26 protein-coding genes are annotated in these 20987 nt (G+C 65.1%); 12 read left to right on the top strand and 14 right to left on the bottom strand.

Translation table 11 applies throughout. The features are described 5' to 3' along the window. Positions 1 to 181 precede the first annotated feature (181 nt). The 3 genes from V6M39_RS03540 (at position 182) to V6M39_RS03550 (ending at position 3477) form a co-directional block, all read left to right on the top strand. On the top strand, positions 182 to 1576 hold the full coding sequence (locus V6M39_RS03540; protein ID WP_332642293.1) for a DEAD/DEAH box helicase: 1395 nt from the start codon (positions 182 to 184) through the stop codon (positions 1574 to 1576). Positions 1577 to 1615: 39 nt separating this feature from the next. Next, positions 1616 to 2614: an alpha/beta hydrolase family protein gene (locus tag V6M39_RS03545; protein ID WP_332642294.1), complete on the top strand. Its 999-nt coding sequence runs from the start codon at positions 1616 to 1618 to the stop codon at positions 2612 to 2614. A gap of 62 nt (positions 2615 to 2676) precedes the next feature. Continuing rightward, the gene (locus V6M39_RS03550; protein WP_332642295.1) at positions 2677 to 3477 is read left to right on the top strand and encodes a sulfurtransferase; all 801 of its coding nucleotides are present in this window, start codon (positions 2677 to 2679) and stop codon (positions 3475 to 3477) included. Here the strand turns inward: V6M39_RS03550 and V6M39_RS03555 are convergent. Together V6M39_RS03555 and V6M39_RS03560 are read right to left on the bottom strand one after the other, a co-directional pair. Beyond that, positions 3470 to 4198, bottom strand: a complete 729-nt coding sequence (locus V6M39_RS03555) for an SRPBCC domain-containing protein (protein ID WP_332642296.1) — start codon at positions 4196 to 4198, stop codon at positions 3470 to 3472. The genes V6M39_RS03550 and V6M39_RS03555 overlap by 8 nt on opposite strands. After that, complete coding sequence (locus V6M39_RS03560; RefSeq protein ID WP_332642297.1) at positions 4195 to 4515, bottom strand: ArsR/SmtB family transcription factor; 321 nt, start codon at positions 4513 to 4515, stop codon at positions 4195 to 4197. The genes V6M39_RS03555 and V6M39_RS03560 overlap by 4 nt, the downstream gene beginning before the upstream one ends. A 73-nt stretch (positions 4516 to 4588) precedes the next feature. Between V6M39_RS03560 and V6M39_RS03565 the strand changes: the two genes are divergently transcribed. Next, positions 4589 to 5809 (top strand): Nramp family divalent metal transporter, encoded by a 1221-nt coding sequence (locus V6M39_RS03565; protein WP_332642298.1) that lies wholly within the window; start codon positions 4589 to 4591, stop codon positions 5807 to 5809. A 31-nt stretch (positions 5810 to 5840) separates the two neighbouring features. Here V6M39_RS03565 and V6M39_RS03570 read toward each other — a convergent pair whose 3' ends face one another. Further along, positions 5841 to 6233, bottom strand: a complete 393-nt coding sequence (locus V6M39_RS03570; RefSeq protein ID WP_332642299.1) for a nuclear transport factor 2 family protein — start codon at positions 6231 to 6233, stop codon at positions 5841 to 5843. An 87-nt stretch (positions 6234 to 6320) separates the two neighbouring features. Between V6M39_RS03570 and V6M39_RS03575 the strand changes: the two genes are divergently transcribed. Next, complete coding sequence (locus V6M39_RS03575; RefSeq protein WP_332642300.1) at positions 6321 to 6689, top strand: winged helix-turn-helix transcriptional regulator; 369 nt, start codon at positions 6321 to 6323, stop codon at positions 6687 to 6689. 38 nt (positions 6690 to 6727) lie between these two features. Continuing rightward, positions 6728 to 7588 carry an Fpg/Nei family DNA glycosylase gene (locus tag V6M39_RS03580; RefSeq protein ID WP_332642301.1) on the top strand — a complete coding sequence of 287 codons (861 nt, stop codon included), beginning with the start codon at positions 6728 to 6730 and terminating at the stop codon, positions 7586 to 7588. Between the two features lies 1 nt (position 7589). On the opposite strand, the gene V6M39_RS03585 is transcribed toward V6M39_RS03580, so the two are convergent. Then, the gene (locus tag V6M39_RS03585) at positions 7590 to 8417 is read right to left on the bottom strand and encodes a DMT family transporter (RefSeq protein ID WP_332642302.1); all 828 of its coding nucleotides are present in this window, start codon (positions 8415 to 8417) and stop codon (positions 7590 to 7592) included. A gap of 18 nt (positions 8418 to 8435) precedes the next feature. Next, positions 8436 to 8891: a hypothetical protein gene (locus V6M39_RS03590; RefSeq protein ID WP_332642303.1), complete on the bottom strand. Its 456-nt coding sequence runs from the start codon at positions 8889 to 8891 to the stop codon at positions 8436 to 8438. A gap of 40 nt (positions 8892 to 8931) precedes the next feature. Between V6M39_RS03590 and V6M39_RS03595 the strand changes: the two genes are divergently transcribed. Then, on the top strand, positions 8932 to 9564 hold the full coding sequence (locus V6M39_RS03595) for a hypothetical protein (RefSeq protein WP_332642304.1): 633 nt from the start codon (positions 8932 to 8934) through the stop codon (positions 9562 to 9564). On the opposite strand, the gene V6M39_RS03600 is transcribed toward V6M39_RS03595, so the two are convergent. The 6 genes from V6M39_RS03600 to V6M39_RS03625 are packed head-to-tail and all read right to left on the bottom strand — an operon-like array spanning position 9561 to position 13148. Further along, positions 9561 to 9965, bottom strand: coding sequence for a DUF6069 family protein (locus V6M39_RS03600; protein ID WP_332642305.1), 405 nt, complete (start codon positions 9963 to 9965; stop codon positions 9561 to 9563). The genes V6M39_RS03595 and V6M39_RS03600 overlap by 4 nt on opposite strands. Then, positions 9962 to 10501 (bottom strand): SRPBCC domain-containing protein, encoded by a 540-nt coding sequence (locus V6M39_RS03605; RefSeq protein ID WP_332642306.1) that lies wholly within the window; start codon positions 10499 to 10501, stop codon positions 9962 to 9964. Before V6M39_RS03605 ends, V6M39_RS03600 begins: the two co-directional genes overlap by 4 nt. Beyond that, complete coding sequence (locus tag V6M39_RS03610; protein ID WP_332642307.1) at positions 10498 to 11073, bottom strand: ArsR/SmtB family transcription factor; 576 nt, start codon at positions 11071 to 11073, stop codon at positions 10498 to 10500. Before V6M39_RS03610 ends, V6M39_RS03605 begins: the two co-directional genes overlap by 4 nt. A gap of 46 nt (positions 11074 to 11119) precedes the next feature. After that, on the bottom strand, positions 11120 to 11707 hold the full coding sequence (locus tag V6M39_RS03615) for a TetR/AcrR family transcriptional regulator (RefSeq protein WP_332642308.1): 588 nt from the start codon (positions 11705 to 11707) through the stop codon (positions 11120 to 11122). Next, the gene (locus tag V6M39_RS03620) at positions 11704 to 12432 is read right to left on the bottom strand and encodes an ABC transporter permease (RefSeq protein ID WP_332642309.1); all 729 of its coding nucleotides are present in this window, start codon (positions 12430 to 12432) and stop codon (positions 11704 to 11706) included. Before V6M39_RS03620 ends, V6M39_RS03615 begins: the two co-directional genes overlap by 4 nt. Then, a complete protein-coding gene (locus V6M39_RS03625) occupies positions 12429 to 13148 on the bottom strand; it encodes an ABC transporter ATP-binding protein (protein ID WP_332642310.1) in 720 nt (239 codons plus the stop codon). The genes V6M39_RS03620 and V6M39_RS03625 overlap by 4 nt, the downstream gene beginning before the upstream one ends. A gap of 84 nt (positions 13149 to 13232) precedes the next feature. Here V6M39_RS03625 and V6M39_RS03630 point away from each other — a divergent pair, with 84 nt between their 5' ends. The 5 genes from V6M39_RS03630 to V6M39_RS03650 all read left to right on the top strand — a co-directional run bounded on the left by V6M39_RS03630 (position 13233) and on the right by V6M39_RS03650 (position 17386). After that, a complete protein-coding gene (locus V6M39_RS03630; protein WP_332642311.1) occupies positions 13233 to 13943 on the top strand; it encodes a hypothetical protein in 711 nt (236 codons plus the stop codon). Further along, positions 13940 to 14083, top strand: coding sequence for a hypothetical protein (locus tag V6M39_RS03635; RefSeq protein WP_332642312.1), 144 nt, complete (start codon positions 13940 to 13942; stop codon positions 14081 to 14083). Before V6M39_RS03630 ends, V6M39_RS03635 begins: the two co-directional genes overlap by 4 nt. Positions 14084 to 14124: 41 nt before the next feature. After that, complete coding sequence (purL, locus tag V6M39_RS03640; RefSeq protein WP_332642313.1) at positions 14125 to 16383, top strand: phosphoribosylformylglycinamidine synthase subunit PurL; 2259 nt, start codon at positions 14125 to 14127, stop codon at positions 16381 to 16383. Next, positions 16383 to 16736 (top strand): sterol carrier family protein, encoded by a 354-nt coding sequence (locus V6M39_RS03645; protein ID WP_332642314.1) that lies wholly within the window; start codon positions 16383 to 16385, stop codon positions 16734 to 16736. Before purL ends, V6M39_RS03645 begins: the two co-directional genes overlap by 1 nt. Before the next feature lie 92 nt (positions 16737 to 16828). Further along, positions 16829 to 17386 carry a hypothetical protein gene (locus tag V6M39_RS03650; protein WP_332642315.1) on the top strand — a complete coding sequence of 186 codons (558 nt, stop codon included), beginning with the start codon at positions 16829 to 16831 and terminating at the stop codon, positions 17384 to 17386. Here the strand turns inward: V6M39_RS03650 and V6M39_RS03655 are convergent. Genes V6M39_RS03655 through V6M39_RS03665 form a run of 3 tightly spaced genes read right to left on the bottom strand, consistent with a single transcriptional unit; the run spans position 17383 to position 20808 of the window. Then, the gene (locus V6M39_RS03655; RefSeq protein WP_332642316.1) at positions 17383 to 18705 is read right to left on the bottom strand and encodes a glycoside hydrolase domain-containing protein; all 1323 of its coding nucleotides are present in this window, start codon (positions 18703 to 18705) and stop codon (positions 17383 to 17385) included. The two genes, V6M39_RS03650 and V6M39_RS03655, sit on opposite strands and share 4 nt — an antisense overlap. Positions 18706 to 18744: 39 nt before the next feature. After that, positions 18745 to 20310 (bottom strand): long-chain-fatty-acid--CoA ligase, encoded by a 1566-nt coding sequence (locus V6M39_RS03660; protein ID WP_332642317.1) that lies wholly within the window; start codon positions 20308 to 20310, stop codon positions 18745 to 18747. Positions 20311 to 20358: 48 nt separating this feature from the next. Next, a complete protein-coding gene (locus V6M39_RS03665; protein ID WP_332642318.1) occupies positions 20359 to 20808 on the bottom strand; it encodes an SRPBCC family protein in 450 nt (149 codons plus the stop codon). Between the last annotated feature and the right edge of the window lie 179 nt (positions 20809 to 20987).

Below are 20987 nucleotides of genomic sequence, written 5' to 3' on the forward strand. Positions count from 1 at the left end.
GCGGGAGGTCCCCCAGTAGGTCACGCGGGCCCTCAGGATTCGTTGCCGGAGGCGCCTCGCTGCTAGTATGTGAATACGTGAACGCGCTGGTCTCAGCGCTGTTCTGCCCGGCGAAGTAGCGCGATCCCGCGCGAAATAGACATTCGGGCAATCTTTCCGAAACGTCTGTGAGTACTTCTCTGTGAGCAACACCTCTGCTGTCAGCCCTGCGCTGCCTACCTTCTCCTCTCTCAACCTTCCTGCCTCGCTGGTTTCGACCCTCGCGCGCCAGGACATCGTCAACCCCAGCCCGGTCCAGACTGCGGTGATCCCCGATGCGCTCGCGGGACGCAACGTTCTCGGCCGGGCGCGCACGGGTTCGGGCAAGACCCTGGCCTTCGGCCTTCCGGTCCTCGTCCGCCTCGCAGGTCGCCAGAGCCGATCCAAAGCTCCGCGCGCCCTGATCCTGCTGCCCACCCGTGAGCTCGCGACCCAGGTGCGAACGGCCATGGAGCCGCTTGCGCAGAAGATGGGCCTGCGCCTGACCACTGTCTACGGCGGAGTCCCGATCAACAAGCAGATCACCACGCTCCGCAATGGCGTCGACGTTGTCATCGCCACGCCGGGCCGTCTGACTGACCTGCTCGACCGTCGCTGCATCTCGCTCGACGACATCGAGGTGACTGTCCTCGACGAGGCCGACCACCTGTGCGACCTCGGCTTCTTCAAGCCGATCGACGCGATCCTCGCCAAGACGCCGCCCAACAGCCAGCGCCTGCTGCTGTCGGCGACGCTCGACGGTGACGTCAACAAGCTCGTCAAGCGCCACCTCCCGCAGCACGTGCTGCACGAGGTCGACTCGGCTGACAGCCACGTCGACACGATGGAGCACCATGTGCTCGTGAGTGCGGCGACCGAGAAGTCCAAGACGGCGTTCGACCTGCTCCGCGCCAACCCGCGCAGCATCGTCTTCACCCGTACGCGTCGCGGCGCCATGCGCCTCGCGAAGCAGCTCACGATGAACGGCATCGAAGCTGTCGACATGCACGGTGACCTCTCGCAGCGCCACCGTGAGCGCAACCTCGCCGCCTTCAGCAGCGGCAAGGCCAGCGTCATCGTCGCCACCGACGTCGCCGCTCGCGGCATCCACGTCGATGGCATCGGTCTGGTCGTTCATTACGACGCACCGGCCGAGCACAAGGCATACCAGCACCGTTCGGGCCGTACGGCCCGTGCGGGTGAGTCCGGAGCTGTCGTCACGATGACGACACCCGAGGCGCTGCGCGATGTCATGACTCTTCAGAACAAGGCGGGCGTCACGGCTCGTCACCACGAGGCTCGTACGGCTCCGTCACCCATGACGGTCGCGAACCTGTCGGGTGCCGGTACGGATGCTCCGCACCCGTCGTCGGTCCGCGCCGGTGCGCGTACAGCCAGCAACAACGGTGGCAACCGCGGCAACGGTGGCGGAGGTCGCCCGCAGGGCGGATTCCGCGGCAACGGCGGCGGTCGCCCAAGCGGCAATGGCAACGGCCAGCGTCGTCGCGGCGGGTCTGGTGGATCGTCGGGCGGACGCAACCGCAGCTACGCCTCGTAGTCCTCGGCCCTTGTTTGCCCCTTCGGGCACCATGGGGGTATGAGGCTCGTCCTCGTATCCATCGCGGCCGTCGCTGCACTCGTCACGAGTGGGTGCACGGGTGGTGAGAAGCGCGCCGATCCAGCGCCGACCCAAACGAGTGCGTCGCCGACACCCAGCCCGACTCCGACGTATGACAAGAGATCGTTGCCGGCGATGTTCGATGACGAGATCACCGGTGGGGATCTCCGGCGAGTCGGACAGCGAGAGAACTTCGGTGCGTACACCCGTCAGGAAGTCCGCTATCGCAGTGGCGACCTGACAATCTCTGGGTTGTTGCTGGTCCCCGACGGCAAGGGACCGCACCCGGCAGTCGTCCTGAACCACGGTTACATCGAACCGGGTGCCTACACGAATGGTCAGGGAATGCCGCGCGAGCAGGACTACCTGGCTCGCGCTGGGTACGTCGTGCTGCACACCGACTATCGCGGTCATGCCGGGTCCGACAACGTCAGCAAGCTCGAGCTTGAGCTTCGCCTCGGATACGCGAGGGATGCGATCGCGGCCGTCAAGGCTCTCCAGGAGCTGACAGAGGTCGACCCGGACAAGATCGGGATGCTGGGCCGATCGATGGGCGGCGGCGTCACGATGAACGCTCTGGTCGCCGAGCCCGACATCGTCAAGGCCGCGGTGGTGCATTCGTCAGTCAGCAGCCGGTTCGTAGACAACTACCGGCAGTGGACTGTGCCCAACCGTTCGGCGGCTGGACGCACCATCGTGAAGCGTTGGGGAGACATCAAGGCGAACCCGACGTTCTGGAGCGACCTCTCGGCGCGGACGTATGCAGACCGCATCGAGGCCGAAGTGCTGATGGTCCACGGCGCTCGTGACGAGAGCTGCCCGATCAAATGGGCCCGCGCCACCGACCGCGCCTTCACGCGTGCCGGTGTCGACCACGAGCTCGTCGTGTACGACAACGAGGGACATACGTTCGCCGGCCAATGGGCCGACAAGATGCGCCGAACAGTCGACTTTCTTGACGAGCGACTGGGGGTCTGACTTCCGGGACCGGTGCGAGAGTCGGTGCATGAAGCTCTGCGCGGACGCCTAGGTTGGGCCGCATGGACGTTCTCATCCAACCGGACGACATCGATTCGGCCAGACAAGTTGTCCTCGACGTGCGCTGGAAGCTCGGCGGACCTTCGGGGCACGTCGAATATCTGAAGGGTCACATCCCTGGTGCCGTGTTCGTTGGGCTCGACACCGAGCTGGCTGCTCACGGCGAGCCGGAGGACGGGCGGCATCCGCTGCCCGAGCCTGCTGACTTCCAGGCCGCAGCGCAGCGATGGGGCATTCATGCTGGTGACACGGTCGTCGCCTACGACGACAACGGAGGACTCGCCGCGGCACGAGCGTGGTGGTTGCTGCGTTGGGCCGGGTTCGAGAACGTACGGCTGCTCGATGGTGGCCTTGCAGCATGGGTCGCTGCCAGCGGGGAGCTGGAAACCGTCGACGTACGGCCGCAGCCCGGCGACGTGGTGCTCTCAAGTGGCAAGTTGCCGACGATCGACATCGACGGTGCTGCGGCATTCGACGGCGTACTCCTTGATGCCAGAGCCGGCGAGCGGTATCGAGGCGAGACCGAGCCCATCGATCCGAGGGCTGGACACATACCGGGTGCTGTCAGCGCGCCCACGACGGACAACCTCGATGCCGAGGGTCGCTTCCGCAAACCTGGGGAATTGCGCACGCGATTCGAGGCGATGGGTGTGCGAGATCGGGTCGCTGCCTACTGCGGCTCGGGGGTGACCGCCGCGCATGAGGTCGCGGCACTCGCGATTGCCGGATTCGATGCGGCGCTCTATCCCGGCTCTTGGTCGCAGTGGAGCAACCACCCGGATCGGCCCGTCGGGACTAGCTGACCATCACGTTCCAGGGACGGACGCGGAGGACGAGCAGATCGCCAGTGACAGCGGCATCATCGTGTGCTGCCTCGACGTAGCTCGGCGCATCGGCAGCGGGCACACGGATGATCGTCTGGCCGACACCGGGCTGATCAGGCATGGGACCTGCCGCAATAAGCACTCCCTTGTCCTTGAGGCTGCTGACGAAGGCGAGGTGCTCGGCAAACAGGGGATGGGTGTAGATCGAGCCATCGGTGGCGCACCCTGGTCGGTGCTCGAGCACGAGCCATGCTTCGCCGTCGGCATCGTGGTCCGGCACGGTGTCGCGGAAGCTAGCAACGACGGTCGGCCAACCGTTGCGGTACTCGTTGCGTGCGTCCACCGGCTCGTCGAAGATCTCCCACCCCGAATGTGTCAGGCGTACGAGAGTGCGGCCTTCGGCGATCGGTACGAAGTCGACAACGACGGTGCTTGCCGCTTCGGGCCCTCGACCGGGGTGCCACGTGAAGCTCAGGTTGCCTGGCGGGTTGGACTCCAGAACACGACCCCACACGGAGGTCTCGCCGTTCGATGACGTCTCGACGATCTGGTCGTCGATCCAGGCGACCGTGTTGTCCTTTTGGTACACCGAGTGACGGCTGAGCGGCCACCACTCGCCGATGCGACCGGCCCAGGCTTGGTAGGCGGCTTCGGGTGATGCCGAGACGACCACATTGCGTATGACGGGCGCGATGGTCATGAGCGTTCTCCGTTCTCGACGTGCTCAGCGAACGCTGAGAGGACGTCGTCCCAGGTCTCGGCGATCCACACCTGCAGGGGAGCGAGCCCGCCGGGAGCGAGGGCGTACAGATTGCGGGTGCCGATGCTGGTGTGCTCGACGATCCCTGCTGACTCGAGCACCTTGAGGTGCTTGCTGACCGCGGGGCGACCGATCGGCAGCCGGTCCGCGAGCTCCCCGACGGGCAGAGCTCCATGGCCGAGGGTTTCGGTGATGCGTCGGCGCATGGGGTCGCCCATCGCGTCGAACAGTGCTTCACTTCTCGCTTGGTTGCTCATGAGTAACGGTTACTCTAGGGCAACCAATAGCCGATGTCTACACCGATTTTGCGGCCAACTAGGCTCGGTGACCATGGTCTCCAGGGCTCCGGTGGTGCGACGCGTCACCTTGTTGGGGCCGGCATTCATTGCAGCGGTCGCGTACGTCGACCCGGGCAATGTCGCGACAAATGTCACCGCCGGCTCCGAGTTCGGCTATACCCTCGTCTGGGTCGTCGTGATGGCAAATGTCATGGCGGTGCTGGTGCAGTACCTCTCGGCAAAGCTCGGCATGGTGACCGGCAAGTCACTGGCAACGCACGTCGGCGAGCAGCTGCCGCGCGCTCCTCGACTTGCCTACTGGCTTCAGGCCGAAGCCATCGCGATCGCGACCGATCTCGCCGAGGTCGTGGGTGGGGCGATCGCCCTGAACCTGCTGTTCGATCTGCCGCTTGTGGTCGGCGCGATCATCACGGCGGCGGTCGCCATGGTCATCCTCCGCATCGGCGACCTTCGTGGACAGGGTGCGCTCGAGCGAGTGATCATCGGATTCCTCGCCCTGATTGCTGTCGGCTTCCTCGCCGGGTTGTTCGTCAACGCGCCGGAGCCCGGACCACTTGCCAAGGGTCTCATCCCGAGCTTCGAGGGTTCCGAAAGCGTGCTGCTGGCTTCGGGCATCATCGGCGCGACCGTCATGCCGCACGTGATCTACCTGCACTCCAGCCTGACGATCACCCGCCTCGGGCGTCGTGGCGAGGGGCTTACAGTTCGTCAACTGTTGTCGGCGACACGAACCGATGTGGTGCTGGCACTGATCCTCGCTGGCCTGCTGAACCTCTCCCTGCTCGTGGTCGCAGCTGCCAGCCTCGAAGGACTGCCCGGGACCGACACTCTCCAGGGCGTCCACAACGTGGTGACGTCGGAGCTCGGCGCAGGAGTCGCACTGCTGTTCGCGGTCGCGCTCCTCGGTTCGGGCCTCGCCTCGACCTCGGTCGGCAGCGCGGCCGGCGCGGAGGTCATGAACGGCCTTCTCGGCATCAAGCTGCCGCTGCTCGTACGTCGCGTGGTCACACTGATCCCCGCGTTGGTCGTGCTCGCGATCGGGGCGGAGCCAAGCCGTGCACTGGTCATCTCCCAAGTGGTCCTGTCGATCGGCATCCCCTTCGCCTTGATCCCGCTGGTCATGCTCACGGCGCGCAGCGAGGTCATGGGTGAGTACGTCAACCGCCGCCTCACAACCGCGGCAGCTTGCCTCGTCGCCGTCATCGTGATCGCGCTCAACCTCGCACTGCTGTGGCTGACGTTCACCGGCTGAGAAGCGGGGGAACGCCGCCACAGCGAGACGTCTAGCTCCAGAACGCGTCCTCGACAGCCTGGTCGGACGAGTAGAGCCATACTTCCTTGATCAGATCATCCTCGATGCGGAACACATCGACGCCGGCCATGTCGAGCGGCTCGTGGCCGTCTCGGGTCGCCGCGAACGAGACCGGCTGCGCGACGTACTGACCGTTGACCATGGCGGGCCCGGCCTTGGTGAGGGTGAAGGTGCCACCACTGCGCTCCATGAAGCCGCCGAGCAGCGCCATCACACCATCCGGCCCTCGGTGGTCACCGGAGAGCGAGTGAGCACCCGGCTGGTGCCATACGACGTCGGCGTGCAAGGCGGCTGCGACTCCCGGCATGTTGCCAGTGGCGAGCGCTTCGTCATACGCGGTGTAGGCGGCGATGGGCTGGGTCATGGTCTTCCTCTCGTTGGGGAACCACGTGGTTCCAAACGAGACGGTAACTATTGGTAACCTGTTACCTCAACGTAACTGAGGAGCGCCATGGCAGACCGTCCGGATTGGAACGTGCTTTTGCGCACGTGCCCGTCGCGTACCTCGTTGATGGAGATCGCGAACAAGTGGACCGCCATGATCGTGGTGGTGCTGGGATCCGGCCCGCTGCGGTTCACCCAGATCCGGACGGCCGTCGACGGGATCAGTGGAAAGGTCCTGACCGAGACACTGCGGCGGCTCGAGCGCGATGGAGTCGTCGAACGAAGGTCGTACGACCGCATCCCACCGCACGTCGAGTACGAGCTCACCGACCTCGGTCACTCGTTGTACGAGCCGCTCAATGCACTGCGGGTGTGGGCTGAGGGCAACATCGCGCAGGTGCTCGAAGCACGCCAGGACTTCGATGAACGAAGCTAGGTATGGAGAACGTCGCGGCGAACCATGATGATTGACCTGTGCCCGAGCTTCCCGAGGTCAACGGACTGATCGAGTTCCTGCGTGCCGAGGCGGTGGGCTCGGTCGTCGTGGGCGTAGAGCTGGCGTCATTCTCGGTGCTCAAGACCTTCGATCCGCCGGTGACGGCGCTGCCGGGACTGACGATCACCGACGTCACCAGGCACGGCAAGTTCATCGACATCGATGTCGACGGGATCCACATCGTGGTGCACCTCGCCAAAGCCGGTTGGCTGCGCTGGTCCGACAAGCTCCCTGACACCAAGCTCAAGCTCGGTGCGAGCAACATCGCCGCGCGCGTGCGACTCGACCGAGGCGATGGTCCGACTGTCGGCTTCGACGTCACCGAGGCAGGGACCCGCAAGGGACTCGCGATGTACGTCGTCCGGTCGCCGTTGGACGTGCCCGGCATCGCCGCGCTCGGTCCTGATCCGCTCGAGCCAGGCTTCGAGCTTCGTCCGCTCCTCGGCCGCAAGATGCAGGTCAAGCGTCTGTTGCGGGACCAGAAGATCATCGCTGGCGTCGGCAATGCGTACAGCGACGAGATCCTGCATGCCGCGAAGCTCTCCCCGTTCGCCATCGCGGAGAGCCTTGACGAGGACGAGATTGTACGGCTCGAAGCCGCGCTGCACGACGTGCTCGCCGAGGCAGTTGAGGAGGCGCGCGGCAAGCCGGCGTCCGACCTGAAGGACGACAAGCGCACTCGTATGCGCGTGCACGGTCGTACCGGCGAACCATGCCCGGTCTGTGGCGATGCCGTGCGCGAAGTCTCGTATGCGACGTCATCGCTCCAGTACTGCGCGACCTGTCAGACCGGAGGCAAACCACTCAAGGACCGTTCGACGAGCAAGTTCCTGAAATGAACTAGCCGGCTGCGACGAACGCCACCGCGATGACTGCAAATACCAGGCCGACTCCCTGCCAGCCGTGGATCTTCTCGCGAAGCAGGACCGCAGCGAGCAGCACAGTGCTGGCTGGGTAGAGCGAAGAGATCACGGATACGACCGAGAGCAATCCGTGGTGGGTGGCATACAGGAACGCGCCCTGCGCAGTGGCGCCGAGCGGGCCCATCGTCACGGCCTTCCACGAACCGCGATCACGGGGGAGCCAACCCTGCCTCAGGATCGTCGCCAGCACGATGATGGCGAATACTGACGTCACCTGCGAGGCCGCGAGCGGATAGAGACCCGCGTCGTCACCGACCTGGCCGAGGAAGACGAAGAGCGCTCCAAATCCGACACCTGCCAAGATGCCGTCGATGACGCCTCCGCGGTGCGAGGGGTTGTCGTCGACGACTCTCGAGATCAGCGCGATGGCAGGGAACGCGCATACGATGCCGAGCACCGCGAGCTTCGATGGCCGATCACCGGTGCCGAGCCCAACGGCGACGGGCAACAGCGCCGTACCGATCGCCGACAACGGAGCGACGACGCCCATACGAGCCGTTGCCAGTCCGCGGTAGAGGAACACGACACCGAATCCGCCGCCGAGTCCGGCGAGTGCGCCAAATGCGACATCGCGCCCGGTCGGAGATCCGGATATGAAGAGCGCAGCGATCAGACTGAAGAACGCAGACGACGTCTGTCCGACGACAGCAACCTGCCACGGGGAGGCCTTCTTGGCGAAGATTCCACCCAGGAAGTCCGAGATGCCATATGCCAGCGCCGAGATCAGCGAGAAGACAATGGCCACAGATTCACCTTAAGGCGGCTACTCCTTGCGTGAGCGCGCGCGTGCGGCGACCACGATCAGCAGCACGATGCTGGCGACGATGAGCACCCACTTGATGAGACCAAAGGTCCCCATCAGGTCTACATCGCCGTTCGTCAGCGAGTCCGACTTGATGTTGAGGAACACCAGGACGTTCTCGATCTCGTCGGCGAGCGCTGCGCCGACGGCCACCAGAGATCCAAGCAGTGCGAGCCCACCTGAGGCGAGCTTGTTGAACGCGACGACACCCAGCACTCCGTACGAGAGCGCGAAGACCATGTCGCAGACGTTGGCGATCAGGGCACGACCTTCGTCATCGCCGAGGGTGCTGGTGAAGTCCCTGGCATCCGAGGACATCTGCAGGGTGTTGTAGTCCGGCATGAAGGCGAAGATTGCGAGTCCGGCCACGCCGCCGACCAAAAAGATGAGCTTCCACCTCGTTGCGACAAGTTCCATGAGCCGCAGACTAACTTGGGGGCCGCCCTAAAGTGGCGTTATGAAGCTTCGGCAGGTCAAGTCTCTCGGCGGACGGGCCAACGCAGCCGTGGGTGACCTGGCAGCCAGGGTCGACGACCAGACCGGTGAGGCCGCCAAGAAGGCGGCCAGAGTCATCGTGCTGGCGGTCACCCTCCTCCGCATCCCGACCGCTCTCCTGATGATCCTGCCGGCGCCATTCATCTTCACGACACTTGTTCTCGGGCTGCTCGCCGACGGCGGCGTCCGATGGGTGATCCTCGGGGCTGGCCTGGCCATGCTGCTCGTCACGGGAGCGTTCTGGGGACGGCGACGCCGGATCCTTCAGGCCGTCGAGGAGCCTGACAAGCTGGCGACCGAGCTCGGCATCATGATCAGCCTGACCGACAAGGTCGAGGAGACCCGCGGGGCGATCTCGAGCATCGCCGGTGCTGGCGGATGGCGCATCTTCGAGCGGCTCAAGGGCGTGTGGTCTGGCGTCGCGATGACGGGCCGCTGGATCGAAGGCGTCGGCGACCTCCCCCGAGCCCGCTATTTCGGGCCGCCCAAGATCGGTACGACCGTCACAGTGGCAGTCGCCGCTCTTTGGCTGATCCCGATCTCCGTCGTCGTCGCCCTGCTCTCACTGATCGGTTCGATCGCCGGCTCGATCTAGGAGCCGACTGCTAGCCGCCGACTCAGGCGCGGTATGACAATGGCGGCCGCGAGTAGGTGGGCACTCACCAGGACGATCTTGGTCGCGACGTCGTCGGGAGCAACGATTGCCGGGATGAGCGACAGTCCCAGGGCGACCACCGCAACGATGGTGAACCGCCGTCGGTCTTGAAGGAGTCGAGCCAGCAGCACGCCCACGGCCGTACCTACGAGGGTCCACCATGCGAACGCACCGATCGGGATGGCCTGGGAGTTGACCTCGAGACTGACATTGGCAGCGGTTGAGAAGGCAGCCACGGCAGTCGTGCAGATGGCCGCTGCTACGCCCGCAATCGCACCGGTGCGAACCAGGTCGATTGTGCGCGCACGGGCGGACTGTGCGGTGTGTGGGCTGGCGCTCATCGTGTTGCTCCCTGTGTGGTGTTGAAGTACGTGGCGAGGTTGTCGAAGATCTCGACCGTGCCGGCGATCATCTCGGCCCAGAACTCGTTCTCCCAGTCCGCTCCAGCTCCGTATGCGCTCATGACCACGCGGATCACGCAGCTGCCGCCGGATGCTGATTCGATCAGGAACTCTGCCGCGATCGGAGAGACCGCATCCAAACCGTCGTAGACATCTGACAGCCGCACGCCGACCGAGTCGAACCACTCGGCCATATCGGCGGGGAGGTCCTCGACCTTGTCAGGAATCGGCCACGGTTCTTCGTACGCGAATCGATGGTTTGGCGTGTAGTCCGTGACGACGCCCTTCATCGGGTCGCCGCCGAGATCGAACGACACCTCGCCGCCGATCCGGGGATCCAGCTGGGTCGGCACCATCCATGCCGAGATTCCGTCAGCTGTGGCAATGGCATCCCACACCTGTTCCGGGGTAGCGGTCACTTCGTAGGTGCGTTCCATGCGGTGTTCGATGCGGTTGGGTTGGTCGGGACTGGTCATGCGGACTCCTCGGGTCGTGGGTAGGACGAGACGGTCAGACGATGAGGTCGCCCATCGTCGTGGTGATATTTGGCGGCCAGTGTGGTGATCGCGGACTGCAGCTCGGCAGCAAACGCGGTTCGGTCGTCGGACGACCTGAACCCGATGACGGCGTCCACGGTCAGGGTCGGCACCCGCGTCGTGGCCGCAACGGTGCTGGCGATTGCGCCGACCTCGGACACTGACCGGGCGTTCACCGCGATCAGGTATGCGGCCGAGAGGCGATCGGCGATCTGGTTCGGGTCGATGGCGGCCGTCTGCAGCACGTTGGGCGACACCACCAGGTGACGTGCCGAACGACGGACCAGACGCTCGGTGATGCCGCCCCAGAGTCGTTCCTCAGCCAGCTCGACCAAGCCGTGGGCCTCCAGCGCTTTCAGGTGGTAGTTCACCTTCTGGCGGGTCAGCCCAACGATCGCCGCAACCGTGGCAGCAGATCCGGGTTCGGTCAATGCGTCGAGGATCGAAGTCCTGATCGGGTCGAGCGCCACCTCGACGGCGGCAGCGTCGGCGAGCACGTGAAGGTCATCCATGCGCCTCAGGCTAGCCCTTGACAATAATTATTGTCAAGGGTCGAATCTAGCCGTCGATCAACTGCTGCATCGGCGGGGCATACAGGCGTACGACGTCGTCGATCGACGCGTCTGCGAGCGGCTCAACGCGAACGACGTAGCGCATCGTCGCCATCCCGATCAGCTGGCCGGCGATCAGATTGGCTCGCAGCTCCCGGTCATCGCCCTCCAGCACGCCGACCAACGAGGTGATCAGGACATTGCGTGCGAGCTGCAGCATCGGAGCCTGGCCGTCGCCGGAGCCGAGCGTCGTTCGGACGAGGGTGCTGAACGCATCGCGGTGCGGATCCCACGCGCCGAGGAACGTACGCAACAGCCGCTCTGCCATACCGTCGGGTCCGCTCTGGACCACCGACGCGATCTTCTCGACCGGGTTGACCGGCAGCTGCATCGTCGCAACGAGCAACCGCGCCTTGTCACCGAAGTAGTGGCTGATCAAGCTCGCGTCAACGACCGCATCGGCCGCGATGGACCGCAGCGAAGCACCGGCGAAGCCCTTGGCCGCGAACTGGGTGCGTGCTGCGTCGAGGATTGCCTGCTTGGTGTCGCCCGCGGTGTCTGCGTTCGGTCGACCACGTCGGCGTGGTGCGGTCACGGGGTGCGGCGCCGCAGCGTCAGAGAGGCGAGAGCGATGGCCACGACACAGCAGCCCACGAGGATGCCGAGGTTGCGCCCGAGGGTGCTGGACCAGACATCGCTGTTGGCGAGCTCGCTGAACGAATCTGTTGCATAGCTCAGCGGCAAGGCGTCGGAGATCCAGTTCAGGACCTTCGGCAGCGAGTCGCGAGGTGCGAGGAGTCCGCACAGCAGGATCTGCGGTACGACGACAAGTGGCATGAACTGCACGGCCTGGAACTCGGTACGGGCGAACGCCGACATCAACAGGCCGAGAGCCGTGCCGAGCACCGCATCGACGACGGCGAAAAGGACGATGGCCCAGGGCGTCTGGACATCGAGGTCGAGCAGCCAGATTGCCACTCCGGAACTGACGAGAGCCTGCACGAGCGCGGCGATGCCGAAGGCGATCGCATACCCACCGATCAGCTCACCGCGCTTGAGCGGGGTGGTCAGCAGGCGCTCAAGGGTGCCGGACGTCCGTTCGCGCACCATCGTCACCGATGTCACGAGGAACATCACGATGAAGGGGAACAGGCCGAGCATCTGGGGGCCGACTCGGTTGAAGATCGCGGGCTGGCCGTCGTAGATGTACTTGAACAGCGCCAACAGGATCGACGGCAGCAGGACGATCATCGCGATGCTGCGGGGATCGTGACTCAATTGTTGCAGCACGCGACGCGAGGTTGTGAAGGTTCGAGTCATGGCGTCACGTCCCTCTCTGCGAGTACGAGGAATGCCTCTTCGAGGTCGTCGGTGCCAGCCTGTGAACGCAGCTCGTCGGGGGTGGCGTCTGCGATCAGCTGGCCGTCACGCATCAACAGCACCCGGTCGCAGCGGCTGGCTTCGTCCATCACGTGGCTCGAGACCAGCAGTGTCTTGCCGTCATCGGCGAGGCGGCGGAACATCTCCCACAGGTCTCGGCGAAGCACGGGGTCGAGCCCGACGGTCGGCTCGTCGAGCAAGTAGAGCTCCGGATCGGCCAGCAGCGCCGCGGCAAGCGAGACGCGAATGCGCTCGCCGCCGGACAGGTTGCCAGTGAGTGCACCTGCGCGTGACGTGAGACCGACATCGGCGATCGTCGAGGTGATCGCTCCGCCGTCCTTGCCCGCCAGGGAGCTGAAGTATGCGAGATTTTGGCGCACCGTCAGGTCGGGGTAGACCGAGCTGGCCTGGGTGACATAGCCGACTCGCGCCCGGTTGCGGGCTGTGCCGGCTGGCTCGCCGAGCACAGTCACGGTGCCGGCGGCGACGATCTGGATTCCGGCAATGCAGCGGATCAACGTCGTCTTGCCGCTTCCGCTCGGGCCGAGGAGGCCGGTGACCGACCCCGTGGGCACTGACAAGTCGAGACCGGGAAGGACGGTCTTGCCGCCTCGGATGACCTTGAGGTCAGCGACCTCGATGGCGTTATTCAACATGTGTTGAATATATGGCGTTCCAATGGTCTCGTCAACTGACGGCTTATGCGACATCGGCGATGTCATCGTCATACGCTGTGGGGCATGGACCTTCGCGAATTCGCATTCCTCCCCATACGTGTGGCGGTGGCCGGCACCCAAGCGACTCTGGCTCTCGGCCAGCTCGCGTCACCAAACGGGCCGATCCTGCGCGACGGCGGCTACGCCAACCGGCTCGGTGCGCTCCTCGGTGAGAACGGACTGCTCGACCAGCTCAGCAAGCTGCTCGCCGACGAGCGCGGACCCGTGGGACTCGCCCGCACCCTGGCCGACCTCACCGCCGAGGACCGGCCCATCGGCAAGGCTCTTGCACGCGACGGACTGTTGGACCGCATGGCTGACGAGGACGGTCCCTTTGTGCGCCTCCTTGAGACCGGCGGTCCGCTTGACCGAGCGCTGGGCGAGGACGGGCCGCTCTATCGACTGCTGGCACCCGGCGGCCCACTGGACCGCTTCCTGGCAGAGGAGGGCGCGATCGATCGTGTACTTGCCGAAGGCGGACTGCTCGAACAGCTCCTGGCCGAGGACGGAATCCTCGAGAAGCTGCTCGCTCCCGGCGGCACGCTCGACCAGCTGATCGACCTCGGCACGACCTTCGATGCGATCGTGCCAAGGCTCGAGGCGTTGGGCAACGCCATCCCCAACCTCAACACCGCCGTCAACATTCTGAGCGGCGCTGTTGAGCCGCTCAGCTCACTTGCGGGCCGGCTCCCGGGCGGACGACGCCGTACGCCGGCCCTCGAGGGCTCAGAGTGAAGCCCGAACGCTTCAAACACCTGCCCGAGCCCGTCAAGCTCGAGGACACCATCACGTCGCAGGACGTTGAGCCCGTGCCCGATCCCGAAGGCGGCATGGACACCGATCGCGCCTTCCTGATCCGCTACGGCGCGCTCTGACCGACGGTCGACTCCTCAGGAGCCACCGATAGGATCGGTGTGTGACCGAAGCCCCCCGCCTGGACACCGTCGACGTAGCAACTGCCACCCCCGACAAGCCCCAGCCGTGGGCCGAGCTCGGACTCAAGGCGGACGAGTACGACAGCATCCGCAAGATCCTCGGCCGCAGGCCGACGGGTGCCGAGTTGGCGATGTACTCCGTGATGTGGAGTGAGCACTGCTCGTACAAGTCGAGCAAGGTGCACCTCAAGAAGTTTGGCGACCTGCCGCAGGAGACTCCGCTCGGCAAGACCCTCGCCGGTATCGGTGAGAACGCCGGCGTGATCGACATCGGCCAGGGCTATGCGGTCACGTTCAAGGTCGAGTCGCACAACCACCCGTCATACGTAGAGCCCTACCAAGGTGCGGCTACTGGCGTCGGCGGCATCGTCCGCGACATCCTCGCGATGGGTGCCCGCCCGATCGCCGTCATGGACCCGCTGCGCTTCGGTCCGCTCGACGCTGAGGACACCCGGCGTGTCATGCCGGGCATCGTTGCCGGCGTCGGTGGTTACGGCAACTGCCTCGGCCTGCCCAACATCGGCGGCGAGGTTGTCTTCGACGAGTCCTATCTCGGCAACCCGCTCGTCAACGCCCTCTGCGTCGGCGTCCTCCGCCATGAGGACCTGCACCTCGCGTTCGCGAGCGGCGTAGGCAACAAAGTCGTCCTGTACGGCGCCCGCACCGGTGGCGACGGTATCGGCGGTGTCTCCGTGCTCGCCTCCGAGACGTTCGACGCCGACGGTCCGGCCAAGCGTCCCAGCGTCCAGGTCGGCGACCCGTTCATGGAGAAGCTGCTGATCGAGTGCACTCTTGAGCTGTTCAAGGCCGAGGTCGTCAACGGCATTCAAGACCTCGGCGGCGCGGGCCTCTCGTGCGCGACCAGCGAGCTCGCCTCGGCCGGCAGCGGTGGTATGCACGTCGAGCTCGACACCGTTCCGCTCCGTGACTCGACCCTCTCGCCTGAAGAGATCCTGATGAGCGAGTCGCAGGAACGGATGATGGCTGTCGTCGAGCCCAAGCACCTCGACGAGTTCATGGCGATCTGTGCCAAGTGGGACGTCGAAGCTGTCGTCGTCGGTGAGGTCACCGACGGTGATCACCTCGTCATCGACTGGCACGGCGAGACCGTGGTCGACGTCCCCCCGCGCTCGGTCGCCCATGACGGCCCGACCTACAACCGCCCGTATGCCCGCCCGTTCTGGCAGGACGCCCTGCAGGCCGATGGCGCCGAGGAGCTTCCTCGCCCGGCCACCGGCGACGAGCTCCGCGACCAGATCGTCTCGGTGGTCACCTCGCCCAACATGGCTGACAAGTCGTGGATCACCGATCAGTACGACCGCTACGTGCAGGGCAACACCGTTCTGGCCCAGCCGGAGGACGCCGGTGTGGTGCGCATCGACGCCGAGACGCACCTTGGAGTCGCGGTCTCGACCGACTGCAACGGCCGCTTCGCCAAGCTCGATCCGTACGTCGGTGCCCAGCTGGCGCTCGCTGAGTCCTACCGCAATGTCGCGGTGACGGGCGCGCTGCCGCTGGCCGTCACCGACTGCCTCAACTTCGGTTCGCCCGAGGATCCTGACGTGATGTGGCAGTTCGAGCAGGCGACCCACGGCCTCAAGGATGCCTGCGAGGTGCTTGGTATCCCGGTCACCGGCGGCAACGTCTCGTTCTACAACCAGACCGGCGAGAACCCGATCCTGCCGACACCCGTCGTTGGCATTCTCGGAGTGATCGAGGACGTCCGCCAGCGCATCAAGCAAGGATTCACTGGCGACGGCTCCCATGTGCTGGTCCTGGGCGAGACCCGCGAAGAGCTCTCCGGCTCGGCGTGGGCAGGAGTGGTCCACGACCACCTCGGTGGCATGCCGCCGGTCATCGACCTCGCCGCCGAGCAGGCACTCGCCTCGCTGATGGTCGAAGCCGCCAAGACTGGCGTCATCGAGTCTGCTCACGACCTCTCTGACGGCGGACTGGCTGTCGCACTTGCCGAGGCAACATTCCGCAACGGTGTCGGCGTACGAGTTGAGCTCGATGACCCGTTCGTCGAGCTGTTCAGCGAGTCGTCGGCTCGTGCGATGGTCGTGGTGAGCGAAGCCCGTCATGAAGAGCTCGTCAGTCTTGCTGAGAAGCACGGCGTGGAGCTTGCATCGGTTGGCCGTACGGGTGGCACTGCACTCGAGGTTGTCGGACAGCTCAGCATTGACGTCGACGACCTGCGTACCGCGTGGCAGGCAACCATTCCGGCCGCCCTGGCCTGATGGCTCGCCGCCCCGTGCCCCTCGATCGTGAGGAGTTCGCTGCGGTCTGCGCGCGACTCGATGCGGGCTCGACCGATCGCGCCGATCTCAAGGCCGCGACGATGCACCTGATCGCCGTGTTGGTGGCGAAGGCGCCGGGCAACAGCGTTGAGGTACGGATCCCACCGTTCGCTGCGGTGCAATGCATCGAGGGCGCACGCCACACCCGTGGAACACCGCCGGCTGTCGTGGAGATGGATGCGGAGACGTGGATCGCGCTCGGTCGAGGCCGACTCGATTGGGCATCTGCCACCAAGCGAGCGTCTGGCGAACGATCCGATCTCGCTCACCTATTTCCGCTTGCGCCAGGATGACTTAGGGTGGGCTTTGCGACACGGACGCTCGGGGGACGGGTGGGCCCAGTCGCACACGATCCAGGCCTACAGGGGACTTTGCAACTGCCATGATGCGCGACGTCAATTCGCACCATTCTGACGATCCAGCCCACCGCTGGTCCGCTCTGCTTTCGGGCCTGATCGGCCGCAGACGCGACGCCGTGGTCAAGGCGCTGCGCAACTCGGTCGACAGCGGCTACCCCGCGAACGCCGACGGTGTTCGCGTGCTTGTGGCTTACGCGCAGGGTCAGATCAGCGCTCGTCAGTACGTCGCACAGGTGCTCGAATCGCTCGGCTTCGTCCCCGCTGCCTACGCACCCTCGCCCGTCGTACGCGCGCCCGAGCCGTGGCACTCTGCCCGCGACGCCGACCCGTGGCGCGCGCCTGGACGCGTGCAGGATCCCTGGCGCGACGAGCTGTCCGCGCCGACTCCGACTGCGGCTCCGGCTCCGGATGATGGCGGACTCTTGGACTTTGGTCAGTCACGGATTCAGTCGAGATGGCATCCGGAACGGCACGAGAGCACCACGGTCACGCAGCCCGCCCAGACCAGCCGTCAGCAAGCAGTGCGGGCCTACATGGCCGGTCAGATTCCGATGGAGGAGTTCCTCCGCCTCAACAACGGCTAGGCAGTTCTGCCGCGCTGCAGCAGGGTCCAGACGGTTGACTCGGTCGTGGAGTAACGCGGGAGCCCATTGTTCTCGCGGTAGGTCTTCACGGCCGCGACCGTCTTGGCGTCGTAGAGGCCGTTGCGCGAAGGCGCGAGCCCGGCAGCGGTCAGAGCTCGCTGCAGGCGCCACACGGATTCGCCGATGGACCCGTGCTTGAGCACTCGAGGCGTGTAGCCGTATGCGAGCAGCAGGGTCCAGGTGGGTCGGGTCGTATAGGTCTTCCTGGGCCAGTCGCGACTCTTGCGGAACGCGAGAAGCGCGTTGAGTGTGTTGGTGGTGAAGGTCCCGCTGACCGTCGCCGGGAATCCTCGTCGTGTCAGCAGGCACTGCAGAGCGGAGACCGCGGTGCCCGTCGATCCGAGCTTGAGGGTCGGGTAGGACGAGAACGTGATGTTGACGTCGCACGGCATGATCTTCGTGGTCGGGACCGAACCCTTGCCGACGTCAAGGTAGTCATAGTCGATGTTGACCTTGTAGCCGCCGTATGTGACGTCGACGCCATTCCAGTACTGATGGATGCGCTGGTGATTGCTCCAACCGGCATCACTGAGGAATGGTCCACCGTCGGTGTCGGCGATCCTGTTGGTCCAGGCGATCCACATGTGGTCGGGGAGGGTGAAGCCAGCCCTCTTGGCGATGCGCGCCTCGTCGACGGCCTTGATCGCTGCGGAGCCGCTGGAATAGAGACCAGACTTGTAGCCCGCGGCGTGCAGACGCTCGGTCCACGCGTCGGCGAACTCCAGAACGATGTTGTCGCAGGACGTGGTGCGTGCGTACCACTCAATGTCCAGGTAGGACACGCTGCCGGTGGCGAAGCCGTACTTCTTGAGAGCGGCGATCGTCTCGTTGGCGTCGGACACAGCCTGGCTACGAGCGATCGAGACCGTTGTCGACATCCGCTTCTTCTGGACCCTGCTGTCGGGGTTGTTCTTGAAGCAGGGCGCCTGGTAGCCCACGTGAATGGGAATGAATCGCCAACCATTGGCGGCGTTCCTTGCGACCCATTCGTTGCTCAGGTTGGGCTGATACGCGTCGCCGCAGTAGCGCGAGTTGCCGGAGATGTAGATGCCGATCGCCGTGAACGGGGACTTGAGGTTCCACGCGTCCATGACCTTCTGGTTGGGCGCGACGCAGGCGTCGAAGCCGTAACCAGTGAAGCTGCCGGGTGCAGGCGGATCGGCTGCCACGGCGGTCGAGGGCGTCATGACGATCGCGGCGAGGCTGACAGAAAGGACGGTCAGCAGCTTCCGCGCGGTTGGGGAAGTAACCAGGCGCATCCAAAAAGAGTAACCCGCGCAGCGGATTTCGCTGGGATGTCAGACCTGTCGGTCGCTGTCGGCCCAGTACGGCTTGCGCAGGTCACGCTTTAGGATCTTGCCCGACGGGTTGCGTGGCAGGGCTTCGACGATGTCGATCGACGACGGCGCCTTGTAGCCAGCGAGGCGTTCCTTGGCGAAGGCGATGAGCTCCTCTGGCTCGACTGCCTGGTCGGGCTTGAACGCCACCACGGCCTTGACCGTCTCGCCCCACTTGTCGTGTGGGACGCCGATGATCGCGACCTCGGCGATGCTGGGGTGTTCGGCGAGCACGCGCTCGACCTCGGGCGAGTAGACGTTCTCGCCGCCCGTGATGATCATGTCTTTCAGTCGGTCCTCGATGAACAGGAAGCCGTCTTCGTCGACCCGGCCGAGGTCGCCCGTACGCACCCAACCGTCGGGCGTGATGAGCTCAGCCGTGGCCTCAGGTTTGCCGAGGTAGCCGGCCGTTGCCTGTGGAGTGCGGAACCAGACCTCGCCGGATTCGCCGGTCGGGACGTCCTTGAGAGTTGAGGGATTGACGATGCGCAGCTCGGCCTTGGCGACAGGCAGCCCAGCGGACACGAGTCGCTCCGGATGGGACTCGTCACGGTGCGCGGCGTCGTTCAGGACGGTGATGACGCCACCGAACTCCGTCATGCCGTAGACCTGTTGGAACTCGGTGTTGGGCCACGCCTTCATCGCTTCGCGCAGGATCGGCAGAGGCATGGGAGCTGCGCCGTAGCCGAATCCCTTGAGCTTGCTGAACAGTGCCATCGCCTCGGGGCCAGCCGCGATCAGGGCGGCCACCACTGCAGGCACGAGGAACACGTGAGTACTGCCGGCCATGATTCCTCCTGCCAGCTGCATCGCGTCGACTTCGCTGATGACGTAGCCGGGGATGCCAACCACAGGTCCGAGGAGTGCGTACGACGTGCCGCCGACGTGGAACATCGGCATCGCCACCAACGCCATGTCGTCGTCTTCGTACGTGGTGTCGCCGATGCCGTTGATGCTGTGCTCGACCATCGCGTGCTGGCTCAGCTGCACGCCTTTGGGTCGGCCAGTGGTGCCCGAGCTGTACATCACGACGCAGATGTCATCCGGGTCAACGTCGGGCTCTCGGTCAGTGGGCTCACCGGCTGCCAGCCATGCTTCGTACTCGTCGTTGTCACCACCGACGATGATGACCTTTTCCACGTGCTCGAGGCGATCGCGTACGAGGTTGAACTGGTCGAGCAGTGAGTGGCCGACGAACACGACCTTTGCCCCGCAGTCATTGATGACGTAGTCGAGCTCGTCGCCGGCCAGGCGCCAGTTGACGACGGTGGTCGCAGCGCCGAGGTGACAGCCTCCGAGGAGTACCTGCAGGACAACGGGGTTGTTCTTGTCGAGGATCGCGACGCGGTCGCCGCGCTGCACGCCGTCCGCCTTGAGCGCGCCGGCTGCGTGGCGTACGGAGTCCCACGCCTCGGCCCATGACCAGGTGCGTTCGCCGAAGATCCAGCACGGCTTGTCCGGACTGTCGGTCGCTCGGTATTCGAGGAAATCGGGAAGGAACGTTGCTGGCGGGATCGTGAACGTCATCGGTGCTCCTCGGCTGTGTGACCTGGATCACGACAGCCTAGAGGACGCTTATGGCTCGAGGGTATGGGCGATGCGTTCGAGCGTCTTGCGCATGCCGACCTTGGCGGCCGGCGCCATCCGGCTGTGCTTGAGGTAGAACTTCTGCTTGTCCTGCGAGACGTCCCACGTCTCCTTCACGAGAGTGCCGCCCTCGACGGGTTCCAGCTCGTAGCGCCAAATGCGACCGCCGACCAGGCCCTTGGCGCCGGTCGTCTTCCAGGCAATGCGGCGATCCTGCTCGAACTCGACGACCTCGTTCGACGTCTTGTAGCCGACGCCCATGTGCATTGACATGCCGAACTTGGTGCCCAGCGTGAGCGGTCGCGAGTCCTGGCGCGTGCCCTGGACTGTGCCAGACCCGTCGATCTCGGAGTGCTTCGCAGCGTCGGACAGCAGCGCGAAGATGCGGTCGGCAGGAGCGTTGATCGTACGTTCGACAGTGATCTGGTCTGAGCTCATGCGTCCATTCAACGGCAATCGTCGAGGATGCGGGTGAAGTGGGTCTTGGGGCGCCCTAGCCCGTACACTTGAGCACGTGCCCCGCGGAGATGGACGCCTCACCCACGACATCGATCCCCAGGACGCCGGACCCCAGGATGCCTGTGGCGTCTTCGGCGTCTGGGCTCCCGGTGAAGAGG

Origin of the sequence: Aeromicrobium sp. (assembly GCF_036675695.1) — a bacterium.
GTDB lineage: Bacteria > Actinomycetota > Actinomycetes > Propionibacteriales > Nocardioidaceae > Aeromicrobium.